Origin of the sequence: Streptomyces griseomycini (assembly GCF_014203535.1) — a bacterium.
In the GTDB taxonomy this organism is placed as follows: Bacteria; Actinomycetota; Actinomycetes; order Streptomycetales; family Streptomycetaceae; genus Streptomyces; species Streptomyces griseomycini.
On the sequence record NZ_JACHJI010000005.1, the window covers coordinates 381997 to 398058 of the forward strand.

The following is a 16062-nucleotide window of genomic DNA, read 5'->3' on the forward strand; positions in this document are numbered from 1 at the left end:
TGCTCCGCCCTTCCCTCCTTGCCCCTCCCCGCCCCGCCCGGGCCGGGGAGGGCGGAGCGGGGCGGCGTGCGGACCGGTCTCTTGCCGCTCGGTGCATCCCGCAGCCGGCCGGGGATCCCGGTGACGCGCTGCGTTGGCCGGTCATGTCCGGTGGAGTGGTGTAGTCACGGCAGCTGTTCTGGTTCCGGTTGCGGGGTGATCCGCGGTTGGGACTCGGCTGGCCGGGTCGTGAAGAGCTCAGCCATGGAGGCTTCCGGCAGGTGGCGGCGGTCGAGGACCTGCCGCGCGTCGTGGAGCTCGGCCAGGACCGCGGCAGCGAGCCGATCCAGGGCGTCGAGGTCGGGGCGGACCCGGACGACGTCGGTCCGGCGTTTGATCTCCCGGCTCAGCCGTTCCAGCGGGTTGGCCGACCAGGTCTTCTTCCAGTACGCCGACGGGAGGTCCGCGAACGCGGCGATGTCCACCGCGGCATCCAGCAGCACCGTTTTGACCTGCGGGAACTGCCGTCCGAGAGGCGCGTGGGGCAAGAGCGACTCGCGATTCAAGAAGCGACCGACGCCGTGCTGGTCCGGGCCCGTGACCCTGGACGTCCACATCCCGGCGCTGCTCACGCCGGGGTCGGGCCCTTCCACGACCTCGACGTCGTCACGGCGATGGGGCCGTTCGCTTCGTGTAGGAGGTGACCATGGCGGTTTCCACGCGGTCGACGCCGTTGAGACAGCTGATGCGGTCGGTGAGGTAGGCGTGGAGGGCATTGGCGTCCCGGCAGACGGCGATGGCGATCAGGTTGTGGGTGCCGGTCGTGGTGCCGACGAAGGCTGCTTCGGGGTCGGAGGCCAGGGCCCGGGCGACACTGCCCAGCCGGGCGGGGGTGACGGTCAGCCAGACCAGGCATTGGGCGGAGAACCCGAACACGCGTGGGGCAACCTCGACGTCCAGCTGGAGCACGCCGGTGCGGCGGAGTTCTTCCAAGCGACGACGTACGGCGGATTCGGACCAGCCGACCTGTTGCGCGAGGCCCGGGTAGGCCGCGCGGCCGTCTGCGGCGAGGGCAGGGAGCAGGCGGCGGTCGAGTTCGGTCAGGCAGACCGGACCGGCGTCCGCGGCGGGAGGTGGCCGCAGCGCGGTGATCTGCTCCGCGGTAAGTGCTGATGTCCGCCCGGCCCAGCGGTGGTCCATCACAGGACGCAGCAGCCGTTGTACGTCGACCTGCGTGATCTGTGGCAGGCGGCCGAGCCCTTCCAAGGGCGCCGGTCCCTCCTCGGCGACGCGGAAGATGCACACGATCTCAGTACCGCTGGAGAGAACGGTCACCCAGGCCGTGTCCGGGCGGCGCGCCAACGCACGGGCCAGCGGTGCGGTGGCTGACGGCAGGCCCCGCAGACGCACCAGCCATTCGGCGTGGCCGGTACGGCGGCTGTCGGGTACGCCGGCCACCCGGGCGATCCCTGTGCTGCGGAGCCGGCCGAAGCGGCGGGCCACGGTGCGGTCGGAGACGCCGAGAACATCGGCGATCTTGCTGAAGGGGGCGCGACCGTCGAGCTGGAGCGCGTGCAGGAGTCGGAGATCGAGTGCGTCCAGCGTGACCGAATCCACCTGATCAGTGTAAGCCGGTGTCGGACAGCGGCGTGGGTACGGCAGTTGGGGGTCAGGCACGGACGGTCGATGAAGTATCGGCCCCATGACACGCGACATCCAGGGCATCCATCACACCGGGATCCTGACCCGCGACCTCGAAGGGCTGGAACGGGCTTACCTCTCATTCGGGTTCACCCTCAGTCCTCGCTCGCGGCACCTGCTCGGCGGGCGACCGGGCCGACCGCCGGTGCCCGGCTGCACGGCCGACCGGTGCGCACTGTTCGGCGGGTCGTACATCGAGCTGCTCGGGATCGTGGACGAATCCGCACCCGACCCTTGGCACACCAAGGCGATGGCCGACGAGTACGAGGGCTTCCGGCTGCTCAACCTCGACACCGACGACGCCGACGCCGCCGACCGCCGGCTGACTGACGCCGGGCTGCGCACCTCGGGAGTGCTGGAACTCGAGCGAGGTGTGGACACAGAGGAAGGACCGCGCACGGTGCGCGCCCGCGCCGTGCACATCGATCCGCGCTCGACCCCGGAGGGCCATGTCGGGATCGCCCAGCACCTCACTCGCCGGTATGTGCACCAGCCCCGCTATCTCAACCACCCGAACGGTGCTCGGGGCCTCGGCGCCGTGCTGATCGTGGCCGCCGACACCGAGTTCGACGGGATCACGAACCGGTACACCCGCATGGTGGAGGCAACCGCCAGGTACGAGGGCCCGGTCGCCGTTCTGGAGACGGCCGCTGCACGGCTGGAGATCGTCCGCGCCTCGCACGCCGGTGACGTGCTGCCCGGCGAACCCGTCCCGGCCTCCTCCTGCCTGGCCGCGATGACCGTCCTGGTCGACGACGTCGATGACGCCCGAAAGGTCGTCGAGAGCGGCGGCACGGTGACCCAGCCGACCGGTGGTGGATTCTTCGTCTCCGCCCGCCGCACGTACGGAGTCGGCCTGTTCTTCACCCGCGGCTGAACGCCCCGGCCCACCTCACCCCGCCCTGCACCTCCCGCCGTCGAACGGCCGGCCCCGTGAAGAAGGCCGCCGCTCCCTTGCACGTCTTCGCTCTCCTCGGAGGACACCATGCTCGGTACCCTCATGCTCCTCGTCGGCCCGGCGCTGGGATTCCGCCTGCTCGGCTCCCTGGGGATCAGACGGTTCGCGACCTGGAAAGCCAGTACCACGCACGGCTTGGCGATCATGCTCGTGGCCACCGCGACCGCGCACTTCACACCACCAGGCGTCACCGTGATCCCCAGCCACGACGACCTCTCGGCCATGGTGCCGCCGTTCGTGCCGTTTCCCCACGCAATGGTCTACGCAACCGGCACACTCGAGTTCCTCGGTGCCGCCGGACTCATCCGAGCCACGACACGTCCCGCGGCCGGGATCTGCTTGGCCGTACTCTTTGCGCTGATGCTGCCGGCCAACATCTACGCTGCCCTCGAGGACATTCCGCTCAACGGCGCTCCAGCCACGCCGTTGTGGTTCAGGATTCCCGAGCAACTGCTCTTCATCGTGCTCGCACTGTGGGCCGCCTCCACTGCCCACAACACCCCCCGAGGCCTGCTGAACGTCATCCGGCCCGGCACCGGCCACAGTGCTGCCCGGTGAAGGATGCTCACTTGGCGGGCCTCGGCCTCTGAGCGGAGGTGTGCGCGTGGGCGGTGCCCACCGGGATGCCGATGCCGCCGGCGATCTGGACGAGCGTGTCGTCCCTGCGCAGGCGCACCGAGGCAGACCAGCGCATGCGGGTGCGGCGGGAGCCTGCGGCGACGGCTCCCTCCCGGGCGGGCGGCCTCCGGTCCCCGACCGTGGGGATCGCGAAGCCCGCCACGCAGTGGAGTGCGGGATCAACCGCCTCAAGCGCAACCGGGCAGTGGCCACGCGGTTCGACAAGCTCGCGGTCCGCTTCGAGGTCACTGTCCTGGCCGCCGCGGTCGGCGCATGGCTGTGACCCGCTCGAGGTGCCGTCCACCCGTGCCGTGCTGATATCGAACAGGCCGAGCCGGACGAGGGGAAGCCGCCGGCGGGAGCTCGGTACCACGGCACCACCACACGACGGCTACCCGGCCCACGACACCGGCCACACGCTCCCGCGGGGCACGGAGCGACAGTCAAGTCCGCACGCGGGCCGCGGAATACTCGGCTGCGACCGAGGCCGGCCAGCCCATAGGATCCCCGTTCGAGGCGCTGACATGGCGCCCTGCCGACAGTCGGAATTCAACGGACCGAGGACGCGTGACGCAATGAGCAGCCGACTCTTCGCAATCTCCTTCGACGCGCACCAGCCCGAGCGCCTGGCGCACTTCTGGTCCGGCGTCCTCGGCTTGGAGAGGGCCGACGATCGTTACGACGGCGTCGCCCTGCTGTCCGGGAACGACGCCGGCTACCGCCTCGGTTTCCGTCCCTCCCAGGCGCAGAAGACCGCCCAGAACCGGCTGCACTTCGACCTGACCAGCTCTTCCCTGGAGGAGCAGCAGGAGACCGTGGCCAGGGCGCTCGACCTCGGTGCGCGGCACGCGGACGTCGGCCAGGGACCGGACGCGTCCCACGTGGTGCTCGCCGACCCCGAGGGCAACGAGTTCTGCGTCCTCGAGCCGGGCAATGATTTCCTCGCCGGTTGCGGCTTCATCGGAGCGCTCGCCTGCGATGGTTCGCAGGCCGTGGGCTACTTCTGGAGCGAGGCGCTGGGCTGGCCGTTGGTCTGGGACCAGGACGAGGAGACCGCCATCCAGTCGCCGAACGGCGGTACGAAGATCACGTGGGGCGGTCCGCCGCTGATGCCGGACTCCGACAAGGACCTGCACTTCGACCTCGTGCCGGACGACGATCAGCAAGCGGAGGTCGAGCGCCTGCTCTCCCTCGGGGCGAAGCGCCTGGACTCCGCCCACGGCGGGGACGGCTCGGTGCTGCTGGCCGACCCCGACGGCAACACGTTCCGCGTGCTCACGCGCCGGTGAAGCCGGAACCGAGGGAGCCGCGGTAGGAGGTTGCCGCTGCGGGGAGCAGAGCAGAGAGCCGGACAGGCCCCCGTCACCCAACGGGCAGATCAACGCGTCCCGCCGGGTTCCGTGACCGGCCGGAGTGGCGAGAGCCGGTAGGAGGCCCGGGCAGCCGCGAGCGTGCGGGCACTCCTCCAGGAGGCGGTTGCACAGGCCGCGCACCAGACCGGTCTCGTGGCGGGCATGAGCCTGTCGGCGCAGGCGCCAGGCAGTCGCACCCCGTGCTGCAGCAGTCCTGCCTCCGCCTGGACATGACCGGAGGCCTGGGCCGTGTGGACCACCACGCGGCGCCTCAGGTCCTGGTGCTCGGCACGGCGCACGGAGGGCTCGGCGGTGATCGTGACGGCCCTCTCCTGCCGGGAGCCACGGCCGCCCGGACCGGTGGGAGGAGGAGCGTCTGCGGCCTGGGGCTGTGACTGCTTCCCTGGCCGAGTGCCGAGGGTGTCCGGGACAACCAGGGCGCGTTCTGCCGGATCCGGTGATCGGCTGCGAGTGCTGTGACCCTCCGAGGGGGTGTCGAACGAACGGATCGTCAAGGTCGAGCTGTACCGGCCGGTGCCCGGCGAGGCGGACGCCTGTCCGCGGCTCGCCCCGGCGCCGGCCCGCCCGATCCGCTGGGACCTCGTCGCCCAGCAGTGCGACCAGGTGATCAATGCGCGTCGCGCCACCCCGCCAGGAACCTCGCCGTGGTGTGGCCGCGCAAGGACTCAGCTTGCGGCCTTCTTGACGAGAGTGGTGATCATCTGTGCGGCTTCGTCGCTCAGCTCGGTCACGGCGTAGGAGGTGGGCCACAGGCCGCTGTCGCTGTCGAGGTTCGCTGCGGTGGTGAAGCCGAAGGTCGAGTAACGCTCTTTGTCGACGCGCCCACTGCGGAAGAAGCACACGACCTTCCCTTTCCTTGCGTAGGCCGGCTGCCCGTACCACAGCTTCGGTGACAACTCCGGGGCGCTGGTGGTGACGATGGCATGGATGCGTTCGGCCACTGCGCGGTCCGCTGCCTCCATCTCCGCGATCCTCGAGAGCACGTCGAGTTCCTCGGCGGCCGCCTTGTTGCCGCGACCACGATTCACCTCCTTCTTCAGTTCCGCGGCGCGCTCCTTGATGGCATGACGCTCTTCCTCGGAGAAGCCCTCCGTGCTCGTGCCGGTGTTCGCGCTCATCACTGCCCCCTCTCCTGATCGTGTGCGGTGTGAAGTGCTTCGACGCTAGCCGTGCCGCAGGAACCGGTGCTTCTCGATTCCTGATCGATGCTCACCCCGCACCCCCGCCCGCCGTTCAGTCCCAGGGCGCGCCGGTCCCGGCGTGGCGACGAACCCGCTGCCCGCGAGGCGGTTGCGCCGTGCAACGACGGTGCTCGTGGAACTCGGGCGTGGGGAGGCACGACGTCTACGTGACATCGCCGCGTCCGCGACCGAGTCGGCCGTGAATACGCCAAGCCGCTGAACCTCGAGGCACTGGCCCGTGGGGCGCACATGCCGGTCGGGCACCTGAGCCGGGAGTTCCGCCGCGCCTGTGGTGCGTCTCCCTGCTCGCACCTGATGACCCGGCGGATCGAACGGGCGATGACGCTGCCGCGCCGCGGGGACCTGAGCGTCACCGAGGTCTGCTTCGCGGTGGGTTTCTCCTCGCCGGACACCTTCAGCACGAGGTTCACCGAGTTGGTCGGCGTGCCGCCGGGCGGCTACCGCCGCGACCATTCGCAGACCGGGACAGGAATCCCGTCGTGCCTGGCCGAGCAGGTGACCAGACCGGTCAAGAACCAAGGGGCCCGCGCCCGGTGACGTCGCTTGGAACTCCTGACGGAAAGACCTCGGGCGCCGCCAGCAGATGAGTGCGCATCCGAGGGCGAGGAAGGCTTCGTGAAGGTCGTCGCGGATCTCCCGACGGATCCGCAGGCGGCGGAACCAGTGCAGGTGGGCGAACGCGCGCTCCACGACCCAGCGTCGGGTGCCCAGGCCGGAGCCGTGTTCGGTGCCGCGGCGGGCGATCAGTGGCTTCGAGGTCACAGACCAGGCCGCCCAGCACCATGTCCAGGTCAGAAGCCTGACGGCTCCGAAACCGGAGTGCGGGAGAGCCGTCGCGCTGCGATACTGCGCCGATGATCAATGTGCCTACTGCTGTGCTGGATTCGTTGTACGGGCTCGCCTTCGGCGACGCCTTCGGCGATCGCTGGTTCAGCATCCTGCGCAGGCATGGTACGGCAGCCCTGGAGGCGCGGACGCTGCCCCCGGAACCGCTGTGGCGGTGGAGCGACGACACCGCTCAAGCGCTCGTTCTCGTCCGGGAGCTCGTCGAGGGCGGCGGCATCGTCGACCAGGACCGCCTGGCCCTTCGCCTCGCGGCGGCCTACACCGAGGACACGCACCGCGGCTATGGAGCCTCGATGCATGACGTGCTGCGCCGGATCGATGCGGGCGAGCCCTGGCAGGAGGTGGTCGCCGGACAGTTCGGCGGCCAGGGATCCTGGGGCAACGGCGCGGCCATGCGAGCCGCCCCGCTCGGTGCCTGGCACGGCGCCGACCTCGATGTGGTCGCTGAGCAGGCCGCCCGCCAGGGCGCGGTCTCGCACCACCATCCGGAGGCGGTCGCCGGGGCGGTGGCGGTCGCCCTGGCCGCGGCGCTGGCGACCCGCAGCCGGGGCGGGCCCACCCCGGCCAGATCGGACTTCCTTCAGGCAGTCGCCGAACGACTCCCCGACAGCGACGTCCGGTCGGGAGTGCGGATCGCGGCCCGGATGCCGGAGCACACCTCGGTTCGGCACGCCGCGGAGGTCCTGGGCTCCGGCTACCGGATGTCGGGGCCCGACACCGTCCCGTACGCCCTGTGGTGTGCGGCGGGGCACCTCGACGACCTGCACGAGGGCCTGTGGGTCACGGTCGCCGGGCGCGGCGACATCGACACCACCTGTGCCATCGCGGGCGGGGTCATCGCCGCCCGCACCGGCGTTGCCGCCCTTCCCCCTGCATGGCACGCGGCCTGCGAACCGCTGCCCCCGGTCGTGACGTAGCAAGGACTCCTGCCGGGATGAGCTCAGGCGCCGCCAGCAGATGAGTGCGCATCCGTGGGCGAGGAAGGCTCCGTGGATGCCGTCGCGTCCCTCCCAGCGGATGCGCAGGCGGCGGAAGCCGTGGAGCCAGGAGGTGGCGCGTTCGACGACGCAGCGGAAGGTGCCCGGGCCGGAGCCGTGCGGCTGTCCGCGTTCGGCGATCACGGGCCGGGGGTTGACTTCGAGGTTCGTCAGGACGAGCGGAGCACGCAGGAGGCGGGTGACGCGGGCGGGGTCGGTGCGGGGTTCGGTGAAGGTTCGCCAGTTCTTGAGGTGGGCGAAACCGTGCTCGACCGGTGCGCGTCCGACGGCGAGGACGCGGTTGGCTTCCTTCTCGCCCAGGGTGAGCTTGTGAGTGCGGCTGGCGGCGTAGCCGGTGACGATCACGGGGTCGAGCATGTCGTTGTCCAGGCCGCGGAAGCCGAGGTCGGCCAGCGCCCCGAGGCCGGCGGTGCGCAGGTGGGCCAGGATGTAGTCGTGGCGGGCGGCGGTGTTGTCGTGGGGGCGGCCGGGCCGGGCGGCGGATATCCAGATCAGGCGTCCCTTCTCGTCAGTCAGGGCGAGGAAGTGCAGGCCGTGGCTGCGGTGCTTGCCGGAGTGGTTCCGCCGGTCGGCCTTGCCAGTGCGACGCTGGGTGCGGATGAGGGCGCCGTCGATCAGGACCACCTCCCCACCCTGCTTCGCGACCTTCTTCAAGGCGCGATCCAGGCGCGGCGCCCGGGCGGCGAGCAGCCCGATCAGCTCGTCGCGCCAGGGGCGGACGGTGGACTCGGACACGTCGTTTCCGCCGGCCATGTCGGCCAGACGCTGGTCATGGCGCAGCACGGCCAGCACGATCACCGCGATCTTCCCCGGCGGCAGGATCCGCCACCTGGACCGAATCGCCTTCAGATGACGCCTGAGCAGGTCGGCGAGGTGGTTGACGGTGCGTGTGGACAGCGGCAGACGGCACTGACAGTCAAGCGGACAGGTGTCCTCGGCATACTCTTTGGTTTTCGTCACACAATTCCAACGGCTGCCGGGGGCAACGGGGTTACTCGCGCCGCACCACTCCGGGCTGCTCTTGACGGGCTCGCCCCGAGGGCCGACGCCAGTCAGCCGGTCCGTGGGGTGTCGCCGTCCTGATCGGCCGAGTGAAACAGTTCGATGACACGTTCCTCGTACCGGACGCGGGCCGGGGAGAAGTCGTACGGCATCTTGCCGACGGCCTCCATCACGTTCATCCTCGCCCCGCCCTCTTCCTCGCCGGCGTGCTCGTCCTCCTGGTCCAGGAGGCCGTCGAGGGCCTCGTCCAGACCGGATCTTTCGATGGCGGCTGCCAGGGCGGTCTCGTGATCACATCGCTGGGCGGCCAGGTCTTCGATGCGAGGGTCGTCGGGGGACATGGTGTCGTCCAGGGCCGCCTCGGCCTCGGCCAGGCGGTCTTCCTCGGCCCGCAGCTCGGGGTGGGTGGCCAGGACGATGAACCGGTCGGCCTGGAGAGCGGCGCCCAGAGGGCCGAAGAGGCGCTCCGTGACCAGGAGGGTATCGAGGTCGGCGGAGCGCAGGGCTCCGGGCGGTAGATCGCGCAGGCGGCCAGTGACCAGCGGTGAGAGCAGGCCCAGGGGGCTGCCCACCTCACGGAGGCGGTGCACGGCGGCCCGCTGGGCTTCGGCGGCGGCCGCCTTGGAAGCGAGGGACTCCTCCAGCCGGGCCAGGGACTGCTCGATGCCGGTGGTGCCCTTGAAGGCGGCCCGGATGTCGTCCAGGGGGATACCCGCATCGGCCATCCTGCGGATCCACAGCAGGCGGATCATGTCGTCGTATCCGTAACGGCGGCGGTCGTCGCTGCCGCGTTCCGGTTCGGCGAGGAGCCCGATGGCGTGGTAGTGGCGGACGGCGCGGGGTGTGGTCCCGGCGAACGCGGCGGCATCGCCGATCTTGACCCGGCGGGGAATCGCAGGAAGGGGCATGCGAGGGAACCTCTCAATGTCGTGCTCGCCGCCTACTGGACCACATGCCGCTACGGCACATGCAAACCCCTCTGTCGTGGAGGCGCGCGCCTGTACTCCCGCACCATCGAAGGCGTACGGACCGCTGCACGGGTAGAGAAGACGTACCGGACGAGCAGACCTGGGGAACAGCCTTGAGGGGTGGGGAATTCAATCAACGAGCGCCATCAGGGCGGCAGCGTCCCTGGTCACAGGCGAGCGGTGAACCGGCCGTCGGGCAGTTTCCGAAGCCAGCCGCGGTCGGCCGGCCTGACCAGCTTCCCGCGCGGCGGCTCCGGTCTGGCCCGCACGCCGATGTCCACCCCCAGCATCTCGCCGACCTGCCGGGCCATGACCGGTCCGGCGCCCTGCCGTACGGCGGCGAGAATGCGCCGGCAGTCCGACGGCAGAGCCCCCTCCTCCACGCCGGACGTGCGGTGCGGGATCAGCATCACCGCCCGGCCGCCCACCTGCCCGGGCGTCGGCGCGGCCGAAGCACGCTCCCCGGCGAGCTGCTCACTCACCCGCTCAAGAACCCGTTCAGCGACCACGAGTTCGTCGCGCTCGGCTCGTACCTCCTCCAACGGCTTGGCCAGATGTTCTTCGAGTTCGTCCAGCTCCGCGCGCCGGGCCTTGGCCGAACCGGTCCAGCCCATGGGGATGACGTTCGAGGACCGTCTGCGAACGGCACCGGCTGTGGTCGGCCGACGGGACCTGGGAACGCCTGCTCCAGCGGGTCCAGGACGAGGTGCATGGTGTGACAGCGCGGCCGGAGGCGTTTCGCGATCAGGCGGGCGGCAACGGGCCCAAGTCTCCGTCGATGACGGTGCGGACGATCGGCGGGCGGCCCCACAGGGCCAGGATGTCGTTGGAGAGGTCGGTGAGCTGACCGTGGTCGCGCAGGCCGTGCGTGCTGATGCCGGCCGCCGCCAGGCCGCGGGGGACGGCCTTCGCGTCCAGTAGGGTCCGCCATTCCGCCGGTCCGACCTCGAGGTACTCCAGCCCGGTGAGTCGGCCGATCTGCCGGGGGTCGGCGAGGGTGCCCGGGTAGGCGGTGAGGGTCCGTAGACGTGGTAGTCCGATCACAGGGGTGAGATCGACCGGTGGGTCGTCCCACACCCCGATGCGGAGAACTTCCAGGTCTGGGTGCGCGGCGGCCTCGGCGCTCCGCAGGTGTGCCGCGTTGACGTGGGCCACGGCCGGCCTCTCGCCCCGGTCACGGGACCGGCCCCGCTGTCGGCCCCGTGGTTTGGTCCTCCGCACCAGGTCGGTGAGCGAGTCAGCGATCAACTCGGCGCCGGTGAAAGCCTCGTGGTCTATCAGCACGATCTGTCCGGTGTGGCCGGCGGGCCCCGGAGTCAGGTCGACCGCGATCCGGTCGCCCCCGCCGTTGTCGCCGAACACGATCCAGCCGGGTGAGCCGACGAGGCCCTGGACGGCGGCGTCGGGCGGGGTGACGGCCGCCTCGCAGGCAGCGAACCGCCAGGGGGCAGGCCGGGACGCGGGGTCGGCCACGTACAAATCGTCCAGGGCGACGAGTTCGCAGCCGACGGTGTCGTACACCGCGTCCCTTTCCCGGGGATCTTGCTCCCGGTCCTCCCACCGGCCCCGCACGACCCGATAGAGGGCCTTCAGTTCGTCGGGGAGCGTCAGACCGAGACGTGCTTCGGCGGCGGCGATCTCCTCGTCGCCGGCCCCGATGGCGCCGGGCAGTCGTTGGCGCAACCGTCGCTCCAGCGCTGCCGGATCCGCCGACGGGGCCGGTCGCGCGGCGGGAGTCGGGTCGGGCAGCCGCCGCCAGGGTTCGGGGACGGCTCCCTCAACCAGCAGCAGCGTTCCGCCGTCCGCAGGCCCGGACTCCACGGCGGGACCGGGGCTCATCACCCGCAGCCGGGTCCTCCCCGAGGGGGCGACGCGGGCGGAGAACGTCACGGACTCCGCGCCGACCGCCACGAGGGCGTCCCGCACGCGCTCGACGGCCTCGCGTTCCGCGGCCGAAGCCCGCCCGCGCGGCCGGAACCCGGAGGACGACCTCCAGCCTTCCCGGCCCACAGCACCGGCCATGTACACGGCCCCGTCTTCGTTCCCCGCCCCGATCCCGTCCGCCCACGCGCGCAAGAGCGGTGCCCACGTCCCGAAGGAGTTCAGGGCCGGCGGGGAAGGGGCGGAGGTCGGCTCGTTCACGTGCCGACCCTAGTCCGTCCTCCCGAACCACCGGCGTCCCCGTCCGCGGAACCTCAAGGCCCCGGTCGAGTCGCTCCGTGGCCCGGTGAGGCCGGGGTACCGGACGGGGCGTCGGCGCGTGTGCGGCTGGAGCGGATCGGGGGGCGGGTCACTTCTTGACCGCGACACCGCAGACGGAGACGTCGGCTGTGCCCTCCTCGGCCTGGTCGGCGTCCGGGCGCCAGGCGGCCGTGGACACGACCCCCGGCTCCACCAGCTCCAGGCCGGCGAAGAAGGAGGCGATCTCCTGGGGGGATCGCAGGTGGTAGGTGTTGGCCGACTGCTCGTTGTAGACCCCGACCGCGGTGTTGAGCGCCTCGTTGGTGTTCGTTCCGTCGCTCAGGGCCAGGTAGCTGCCCGAGGGCAGGGCCGACATCAGCGTGCTCACCAGGTCGGCGGGGTGCTCGTCGTCGGAGATCTGTCCCATGATGCCCAGCATGGTCAGGGCGACCGGGCGGCTGAGGTCCAGGGTCCTGGCTGCTTCGGCGAGGATGTGTTCCGGGTCCCTGACGTCGGCGTCGACGTAGGCGCAGACGCCCTCGGTGCTGCTGGTGAGCAGGGCCTGCGCGTGCACCAGGACGAGGGGGTCGTTGTCGACGTACACGATGCGGCTCTCCGGCGCGATGCGCTGGGCCAGTTCGTGCGTGTTGTCGGCTGTGGGCAGTCCGGTGCCGATGTCGAGGAACTGGCGGACACCGGCCTCGCCCGCGAGGAAGCGCACGGCGCGCGCGAGGAACCTCCGCTGCAGCCGCGCGACGGCGGCGAATTCCGGGAAGGTCTTCAGGATGACCTCACCGGCCTCGCTGTCGACGGGGTAGTTGTCCTTGCCTCCCAGCAGGTAGTTCCAGACACGGGCGGAGTGCGGGCGATCGGTCTGCAGCCTGGCCCTGACTTCTTCACGCGGGTGAGTCATGGGGAAAGCTTCACACAGAGCTGTGTCTTTGTAGGCCAACTACCGGGATGTCGGCTCGACTTCGCTCGGGCTGAGGAACGTCACCAGGGCCGTGAGGGCCCGCTGGTGGTCGGATACTTGCAGCGCTGTTCCGCCGTCCGTCCCCTGGGTCCCACGCACGCGTAGTCCGGGACCGCGGTGCGGTGGGGTCCGGGAGGCGCATGACGCGCTGGACGGGAGTTCGAAGGTACGACGGGGGCCTCTGTGACGGCGTGCCGTCGCTCGTGGTGGCCGGCGTCTCAGCGGGTGGAGGTGCTGGCCGCGCTGATGGCCTCACGCATCTCGCGTTCGGTCCGTCCCTGTGCCTGGGGCCGCTCGACGAGGCGGTGAGGCCGGCGCGGGGGACGGTGATGATGCCGGTGACGCCCTCGGCGAGCCGGATCTCGCCGAGGATGTCGCCGAAGACGGCGCGGTTGATCTCGGTGTTGGCGTTGACGACGAGGGCGTCGCCGGGGCGGGCGTCGTCCAGGGCCCGTTGGACGACGAGGTCGTCGCCTTCGCGGGCGTGGACGGGCAGGACGGTGTCGGCCAGTCGCGGGGCCGGTGCGACCGGGCGGACGGCGGCGGTCATCATGCCGATGCGAGCCTGGGCGCCGCCGATCAGCGCCACCGGGCACTGGGCCGGCTTCTTCACCTCGTCGGGGTCGGCGCGCGGCGGGAGCCCCGTCTTGATCGGCGGCCATGGCGATTATCGGGATCGCCCCCGGCTGTCAAGTCCCGAATTCCAGCGGCATGACGTGACGCGTCCGGCAGGGCTTACTTGAGACGTGGGCCTCCGCAGAGCAGCCGGCCCGCCCGCATCGCAGGGAACGCCCTCGGCGGTGCGCCGTAAGGGACATGCATCCCGCCGGAGACAGGCCCGTGAACGACAGGGCCGTTCGGCAAACCCCACGATCTTTCTTTCCGGAGGAGAATCCCCATGCAGCGCATCCTCTCGACGCAGCGCCTTGTGCTGGCCACCGCCTCGACCGCCCTGGCCGCGGGAGGCGTGCTGATACCCACCAGTGCGTCCGCGGCCCCGGCGACGCCGCACGCCGGCAGCGTGATCGCCACCGCAGCCGACCACGGTGGTCACGACAAGCACAAGAAGAAGGGCCACGGCACACACAAACAGCACAACAAGAACGGCCACGGCACGCACAAGCAGCACAACAAGAACAATCGCCACGGTGGCGCCAAGAACGGCAACAACAACGGTCCCGTCACGATCATCGTCATAGGGAACAACAACACGGTCAACGGAAACGGTAACGGCAACGGGAACGGCAATCTTCTGAACTGAATTCTGGGGGCAGTGTCGAGTTCACGGCCTGGCCGGACGGCAACGTCCGGCCAGGCCGTCGCGTGTGGGCAGGAGAGCTGCAGTGCGGGCCGATTCGCGGAGCCTGGCACCGTGAGCGGCCGTGCGCGGTCTCCACGGGGCCGGAGCCCAGGGCGCCGCCGGCCTCCGTCTTCACGTTTCCTCTGGGGCGCATCCTGCCCGCGGACGGGTGACCTCCGGGGTCGGGTGGTGTCGGCCGGATGTGCCGCCAGGACTTTGGAACGCCCGGGGAATCGGCGGGTGCTCAGGTTCTGCGCGTGTGAGCTGCTTGTTCCCTCTTCGTGAGGGCTGTTCGCCGATGAGGGAGGGCCCGGAGCTTCTGGTGGCCGGGGCGAGGCTGGGGACGCTCAGTGCGGCCGCGTCCGTGCCCGGAACGACGGCGGTCTGCTCGTCGAGCGCGGTGAACACGTCGTCGATCAGCCGCTCGGCCCTGCGGGGGTGCTTTCGAACGGATCAGCGCGGATCAGCGCGGTGAGCCGTCGGCGTCCGGCCTTGCGGCTCGGGGCGGGCGAGCCGAACCGGTCCGGCGGCCTGAGGACCGCCGGGTGCCGCATGTGCGGGCCCAGGACCCGCTCCAGGTACGGGTGGATCTGGGTGAGCAGGCCCCGCAGCCGGTTGGACAGGCGGGTTGTCCCGGCGGCGAGGTCGTCGATGCCGACGATCATCTGCAGTTCGGTGATCGTGTCGTCGTCGAGGTCGACGGAGCGCAGGGTGTGGGGCATCGTCCGGGTGGCGTCAGCGACGATGAACGCGTTTTTCGCGTCGGCTTTGGCCTCGCCGGGGTAGAGGGCGGCGATCCGCCGCACGGTCAGGCCGGGCAGGTGGGCAACGCGGCAGCCCAGGTCGCGGGCGACGGCCAGCGGCAGGGCGCCGACGGATGCCACCCGGTCGACGATGACGAGAACAGTGCCGTGCCTGGCCTCCCGGCCTGCGAAGAAGTCGGTGGTCATGCCGACTCCGAAGCCCGGTGACCCCGTCGCAGGGCCAGGAAGACGGTGAGGGGGGAGTTTATGGGGCTTTTACCCGGTGTCCTCGGTCGCGTCAAGTCCCGAGTTCTCGGAGCGTGACGGTGCTGTGCAGGCCGGGCCTAATTGAAGTGCGGGCCTCACCGGAAAGGAAATGAGACCGCACGGTGGAGAGGAAATCCTCGCAGAGGGTTCTTCAATTCACCGAACCGCTGGATATTCCGGCATCGCGGCCTTGGTCGGAACCGATCTGCTGATCACTCCCCGAATTCCCGAGGCAGGGCCAGGAATCCCTCTCATAAGGAGAAGTCCCATGATTCGCAACGTTCACACCCATGGCGCCCGCACCCGTAAGGACGCCACGTCCAAGCGGCGGGGCTACCGCTTCGCGATGGTCTTCGCCTCGGCTGCTGTGGTCACCGGGGGCATCGCCCTTCCGGCCTCCGCCGCACCGGCGGCCCCGAGTCACTCCATGGCCACAAGTGTCGTCACCGGTGGCGGTTCCGGCGGTGCCGGTGGCGGCAGTGTCTTCGGTGACGGCGGCAACGGCGGTGCGGGCGGCAGCAGCGTCTTCGGCGGTGGCGGTTCCGGCGGTGCCGGTGGCGGCAGTGTCTTCGGTGACGGCGGCAACGGCGGTGCGGGCGGCAACAGCGTCTTCGGCGGCGGGGGCGGTGGCGGCGGCGGTGGCGGCAGTGTCTTCGGTGACGGCGGCAACGGCGGTGCGGGCGGCAGCAGCGTCTTCGGTGACGGCGGTGGCGGCGGCAACGGAGGCAACACCGTCTTCGGTGACGGCGGCAACGGCGGTGCGGGCGGCAGCAGCGTCTTCGGCGACGGCGGCGCGGGCGGCAACGGCGGCTTCAGCGTCTTCTGATCCCCCCTCCAGGGCCACGACGGCCCCCACCCGGGGCGGGGGGGGGGGCCCGCGCGGGCCCCCCCCCCCCCCCCCCACCCACCACCCCCCCCGGCCCCCCCCCCCCCCGCCCCCCCCCCCCGCCCCC

General features: G+C 70.9%; 14 protein-coding genes and 6 pseudogenes. 8 read left to right on the top strand and 12 right to left on the bottom strand.

Going from position 1 to position 16062, the window contains the following annotated elements:
* Positions 1–164: 164 nt before the first annotated feature.
* Positions 165–512: pseudogene (locus tag FHS37_RS16235) on the bottom strand (transposase); the annotation flags it as partial.
* Between the two features lie 133 nt (positions 513–645).
* Entirely contained in the window at positions 646–1656 is a 1011-nt protein-coding gene (locus FHS37_RS16240; protein ID WP_229890002.1) for an Lrp/AsnC family transcriptional regulator, read from the bottom strand.
* Between the two features lie 25 nt (positions 1657–1681).
* Between FHS37_RS16240 and FHS37_RS16245 the strand changes: the two genes are divergently transcribed.
* Positions 1682–2557: a VOC family protein gene (locus FHS37_RS16245; protein ID WP_184821729.1), complete on the top strand. Its 876-nt coding sequence runs from the start codon at positions 1682–1684 to the stop codon at positions 2555–2557.
* 108 nt (positions 2558–2665) lie between these two features.
* Positions 2666–3196, top strand: a complete 531-nt coding sequence (locus FHS37_RS16250) for a DoxX family protein (protein ID WP_184821731.1) — start codon at positions 2666–2668, stop codon at positions 3194–3196.
* Between the two features lie 7 nt (positions 3197–3203).
* On the opposite strand, the gene FHS37_RS39415 is transcribed toward FHS37_RS16250, so the two are convergent.
* Positions 3204–3332: a hypothetical protein gene (locus FHS37_RS39415; RefSeq protein WP_373304293.1), complete on the bottom strand. Its 129-nt coding sequence runs from the start codon at positions 3330–3332 to the stop codon at positions 3204–3206.
* Between the two features lie 39 nt (positions 3333–3371).
* On the opposite strand from FHS37_RS39415, the pseudogene FHS37_RS41290 reads away from it, so the two are divergent.
* Together FHS37_RS41290 and FHS37_RS16265 are read left to right on the top strand one after the other, a co-directional pair.
* Positions 3372–3539 (top strand): annotated as a pseudogene (locus FHS37_RS41290) (IS5 family transposase); the annotation flags it as partial.
* Between the two features lie 292 nt (positions 3540–3831).
* Positions 3832–4545 (top strand): VOC family protein, encoded by a 714-nt coding sequence (locus FHS37_RS16265; RefSeq protein ID WP_184821733.1) that lies wholly within the window; start codon positions 3832–3834, stop codon positions 4543–4545.
* Positions 4546–5294: 749 nt separating this feature from the next.
* Here the strand turns inward: FHS37_RS16265 and FHS37_RS16270 are convergent.
* Positions 5295–5747, bottom strand: a complete 453-nt coding sequence (locus FHS37_RS16270; protein WP_184821735.1) for a DUF1801 domain-containing protein — start codon at positions 5745–5747, stop codon at positions 5295–5297.
* A 237-nt stretch (positions 5748–5984) separates the two neighbouring features.
* On the opposite strand from FHS37_RS16270, the pseudogene FHS37_RS16275 reads away from it, so the two are divergent.
* Positions 5985–6368: pseudogene (locus tag FHS37_RS16275) on the top strand (helix-turn-helix transcriptional regulator); the annotation flags it as partial.
* Between the two features lie 21 nt (positions 6369–6389).
* Here the strand turns inward: FHS37_RS16275 and FHS37_RS16280 are convergent.
* Positions 6390–6584, bottom strand: a pseudogene (locus FHS37_RS16280) (transposase); the annotation flags it as partial.
* 101 nt (positions 6585–6685) lie between these two features.
* Here FHS37_RS16280 and FHS37_RS16285 point away from each other — a divergent pair.
* The gene (locus FHS37_RS16285; protein WP_184822157.1) at positions 6686–7594 is read left to right on the top strand and encodes an ADP-ribosylglycohydrolase family protein; all 909 of its coding nucleotides are present in this window, start codon (positions 6686–6688) and stop codon (positions 7592–7594) included.
* A gap of 285 nt (positions 7595–7879) precedes the next feature.
* Here FHS37_RS16285 and FHS37_RS16290 read toward each other — a convergent pair.
* From FHS37_RS16290 to FHS37_RS41060, 6 genes and pseudogenes are all read right to left on the bottom strand, one after another.
* Positions 7880–8428, bottom strand: a pseudogene (locus FHS37_RS16290) (transposase family protein); the annotation flags it as partial.
* 299 nt (positions 8429–8727) lie between these two features.
* The gene (locus tag FHS37_RS16295) at positions 8728–9585 is read right to left on the bottom strand and encodes a MerR family transcriptional regulator (RefSeq protein ID WP_184821739.1); all 858 of its coding nucleotides are present in this window, start codon (positions 9583–9585) and stop codon (positions 8728–8730) included.
* 227 nt (positions 9586–9812) lie between these two features.
* Positions 9813–10259, bottom strand: coding sequence for a hypothetical protein (locus tag FHS37_RS16300; RefSeq protein WP_184821741.1), 447 nt, complete (start codon positions 10257–10259; stop codon positions 9813–9815).
* 130 nt (positions 10260–10389) lie between these two features.
* Positions 10390–11787: an SMI1/KNR4 family protein gene (locus FHS37_RS16305; RefSeq protein WP_184821743.1), complete on the bottom strand. Its 1398-nt coding sequence runs from the start codon at positions 11785–11787 to the stop codon at positions 10390–10392.
* 148 nt (positions 11788–11935) lie between these two features.
* Complete coding sequence (locus FHS37_RS16310; protein ID WP_184821745.1) at positions 11936–12739, bottom strand: SAM-dependent methyltransferase; 804 nt, start codon at positions 12737–12739, stop codon at positions 11936–11938.
* A 10-nt stretch (positions 12740–12749) separates the two neighbouring features.
* A complete protein-coding gene (locus tag FHS37_RS41060; RefSeq protein ID WP_184822159.1) occupies positions 12750–13352 on the bottom strand; it encodes an RraA family protein in 603 nt (200 codons plus the stop codon).
* A gap of 345 nt (positions 13353–13697) precedes the next feature.
* On the opposite strand from FHS37_RS41060, the gene FHS37_RS16320 reads away from it, so the two are divergent.
* Positions 13698–14060, top strand: coding sequence for a hypothetical protein (locus FHS37_RS16320; RefSeq protein WP_184821747.1), 363 nt, complete (start codon positions 13698–13700; stop codon positions 14058–14060).
* A gap of 246 nt (positions 14061–14306) precedes the next feature.
* On the opposite strand, the pseudogene FHS37_RS16325 reads toward FHS37_RS16320, so the two are convergent.
* Positions 14307–15016: pseudogene (locus tag FHS37_RS16325) on the bottom strand (IS110 family transposase); the annotation flags it as partial.
* 361 nt (positions 15017–15377) lie between these two features.
* On the opposite strand from FHS37_RS16325, the gene FHS37_RS16330 reads away from it, so the two are divergent.
* Entirely contained in the window at positions 15378–15935 is a 558-nt protein-coding gene (locus tag FHS37_RS16330; protein WP_221499855.1) for a hypothetical protein, read from the top strand.
* Positions 15936–16062 lie beyond the last annotated feature (127 nt).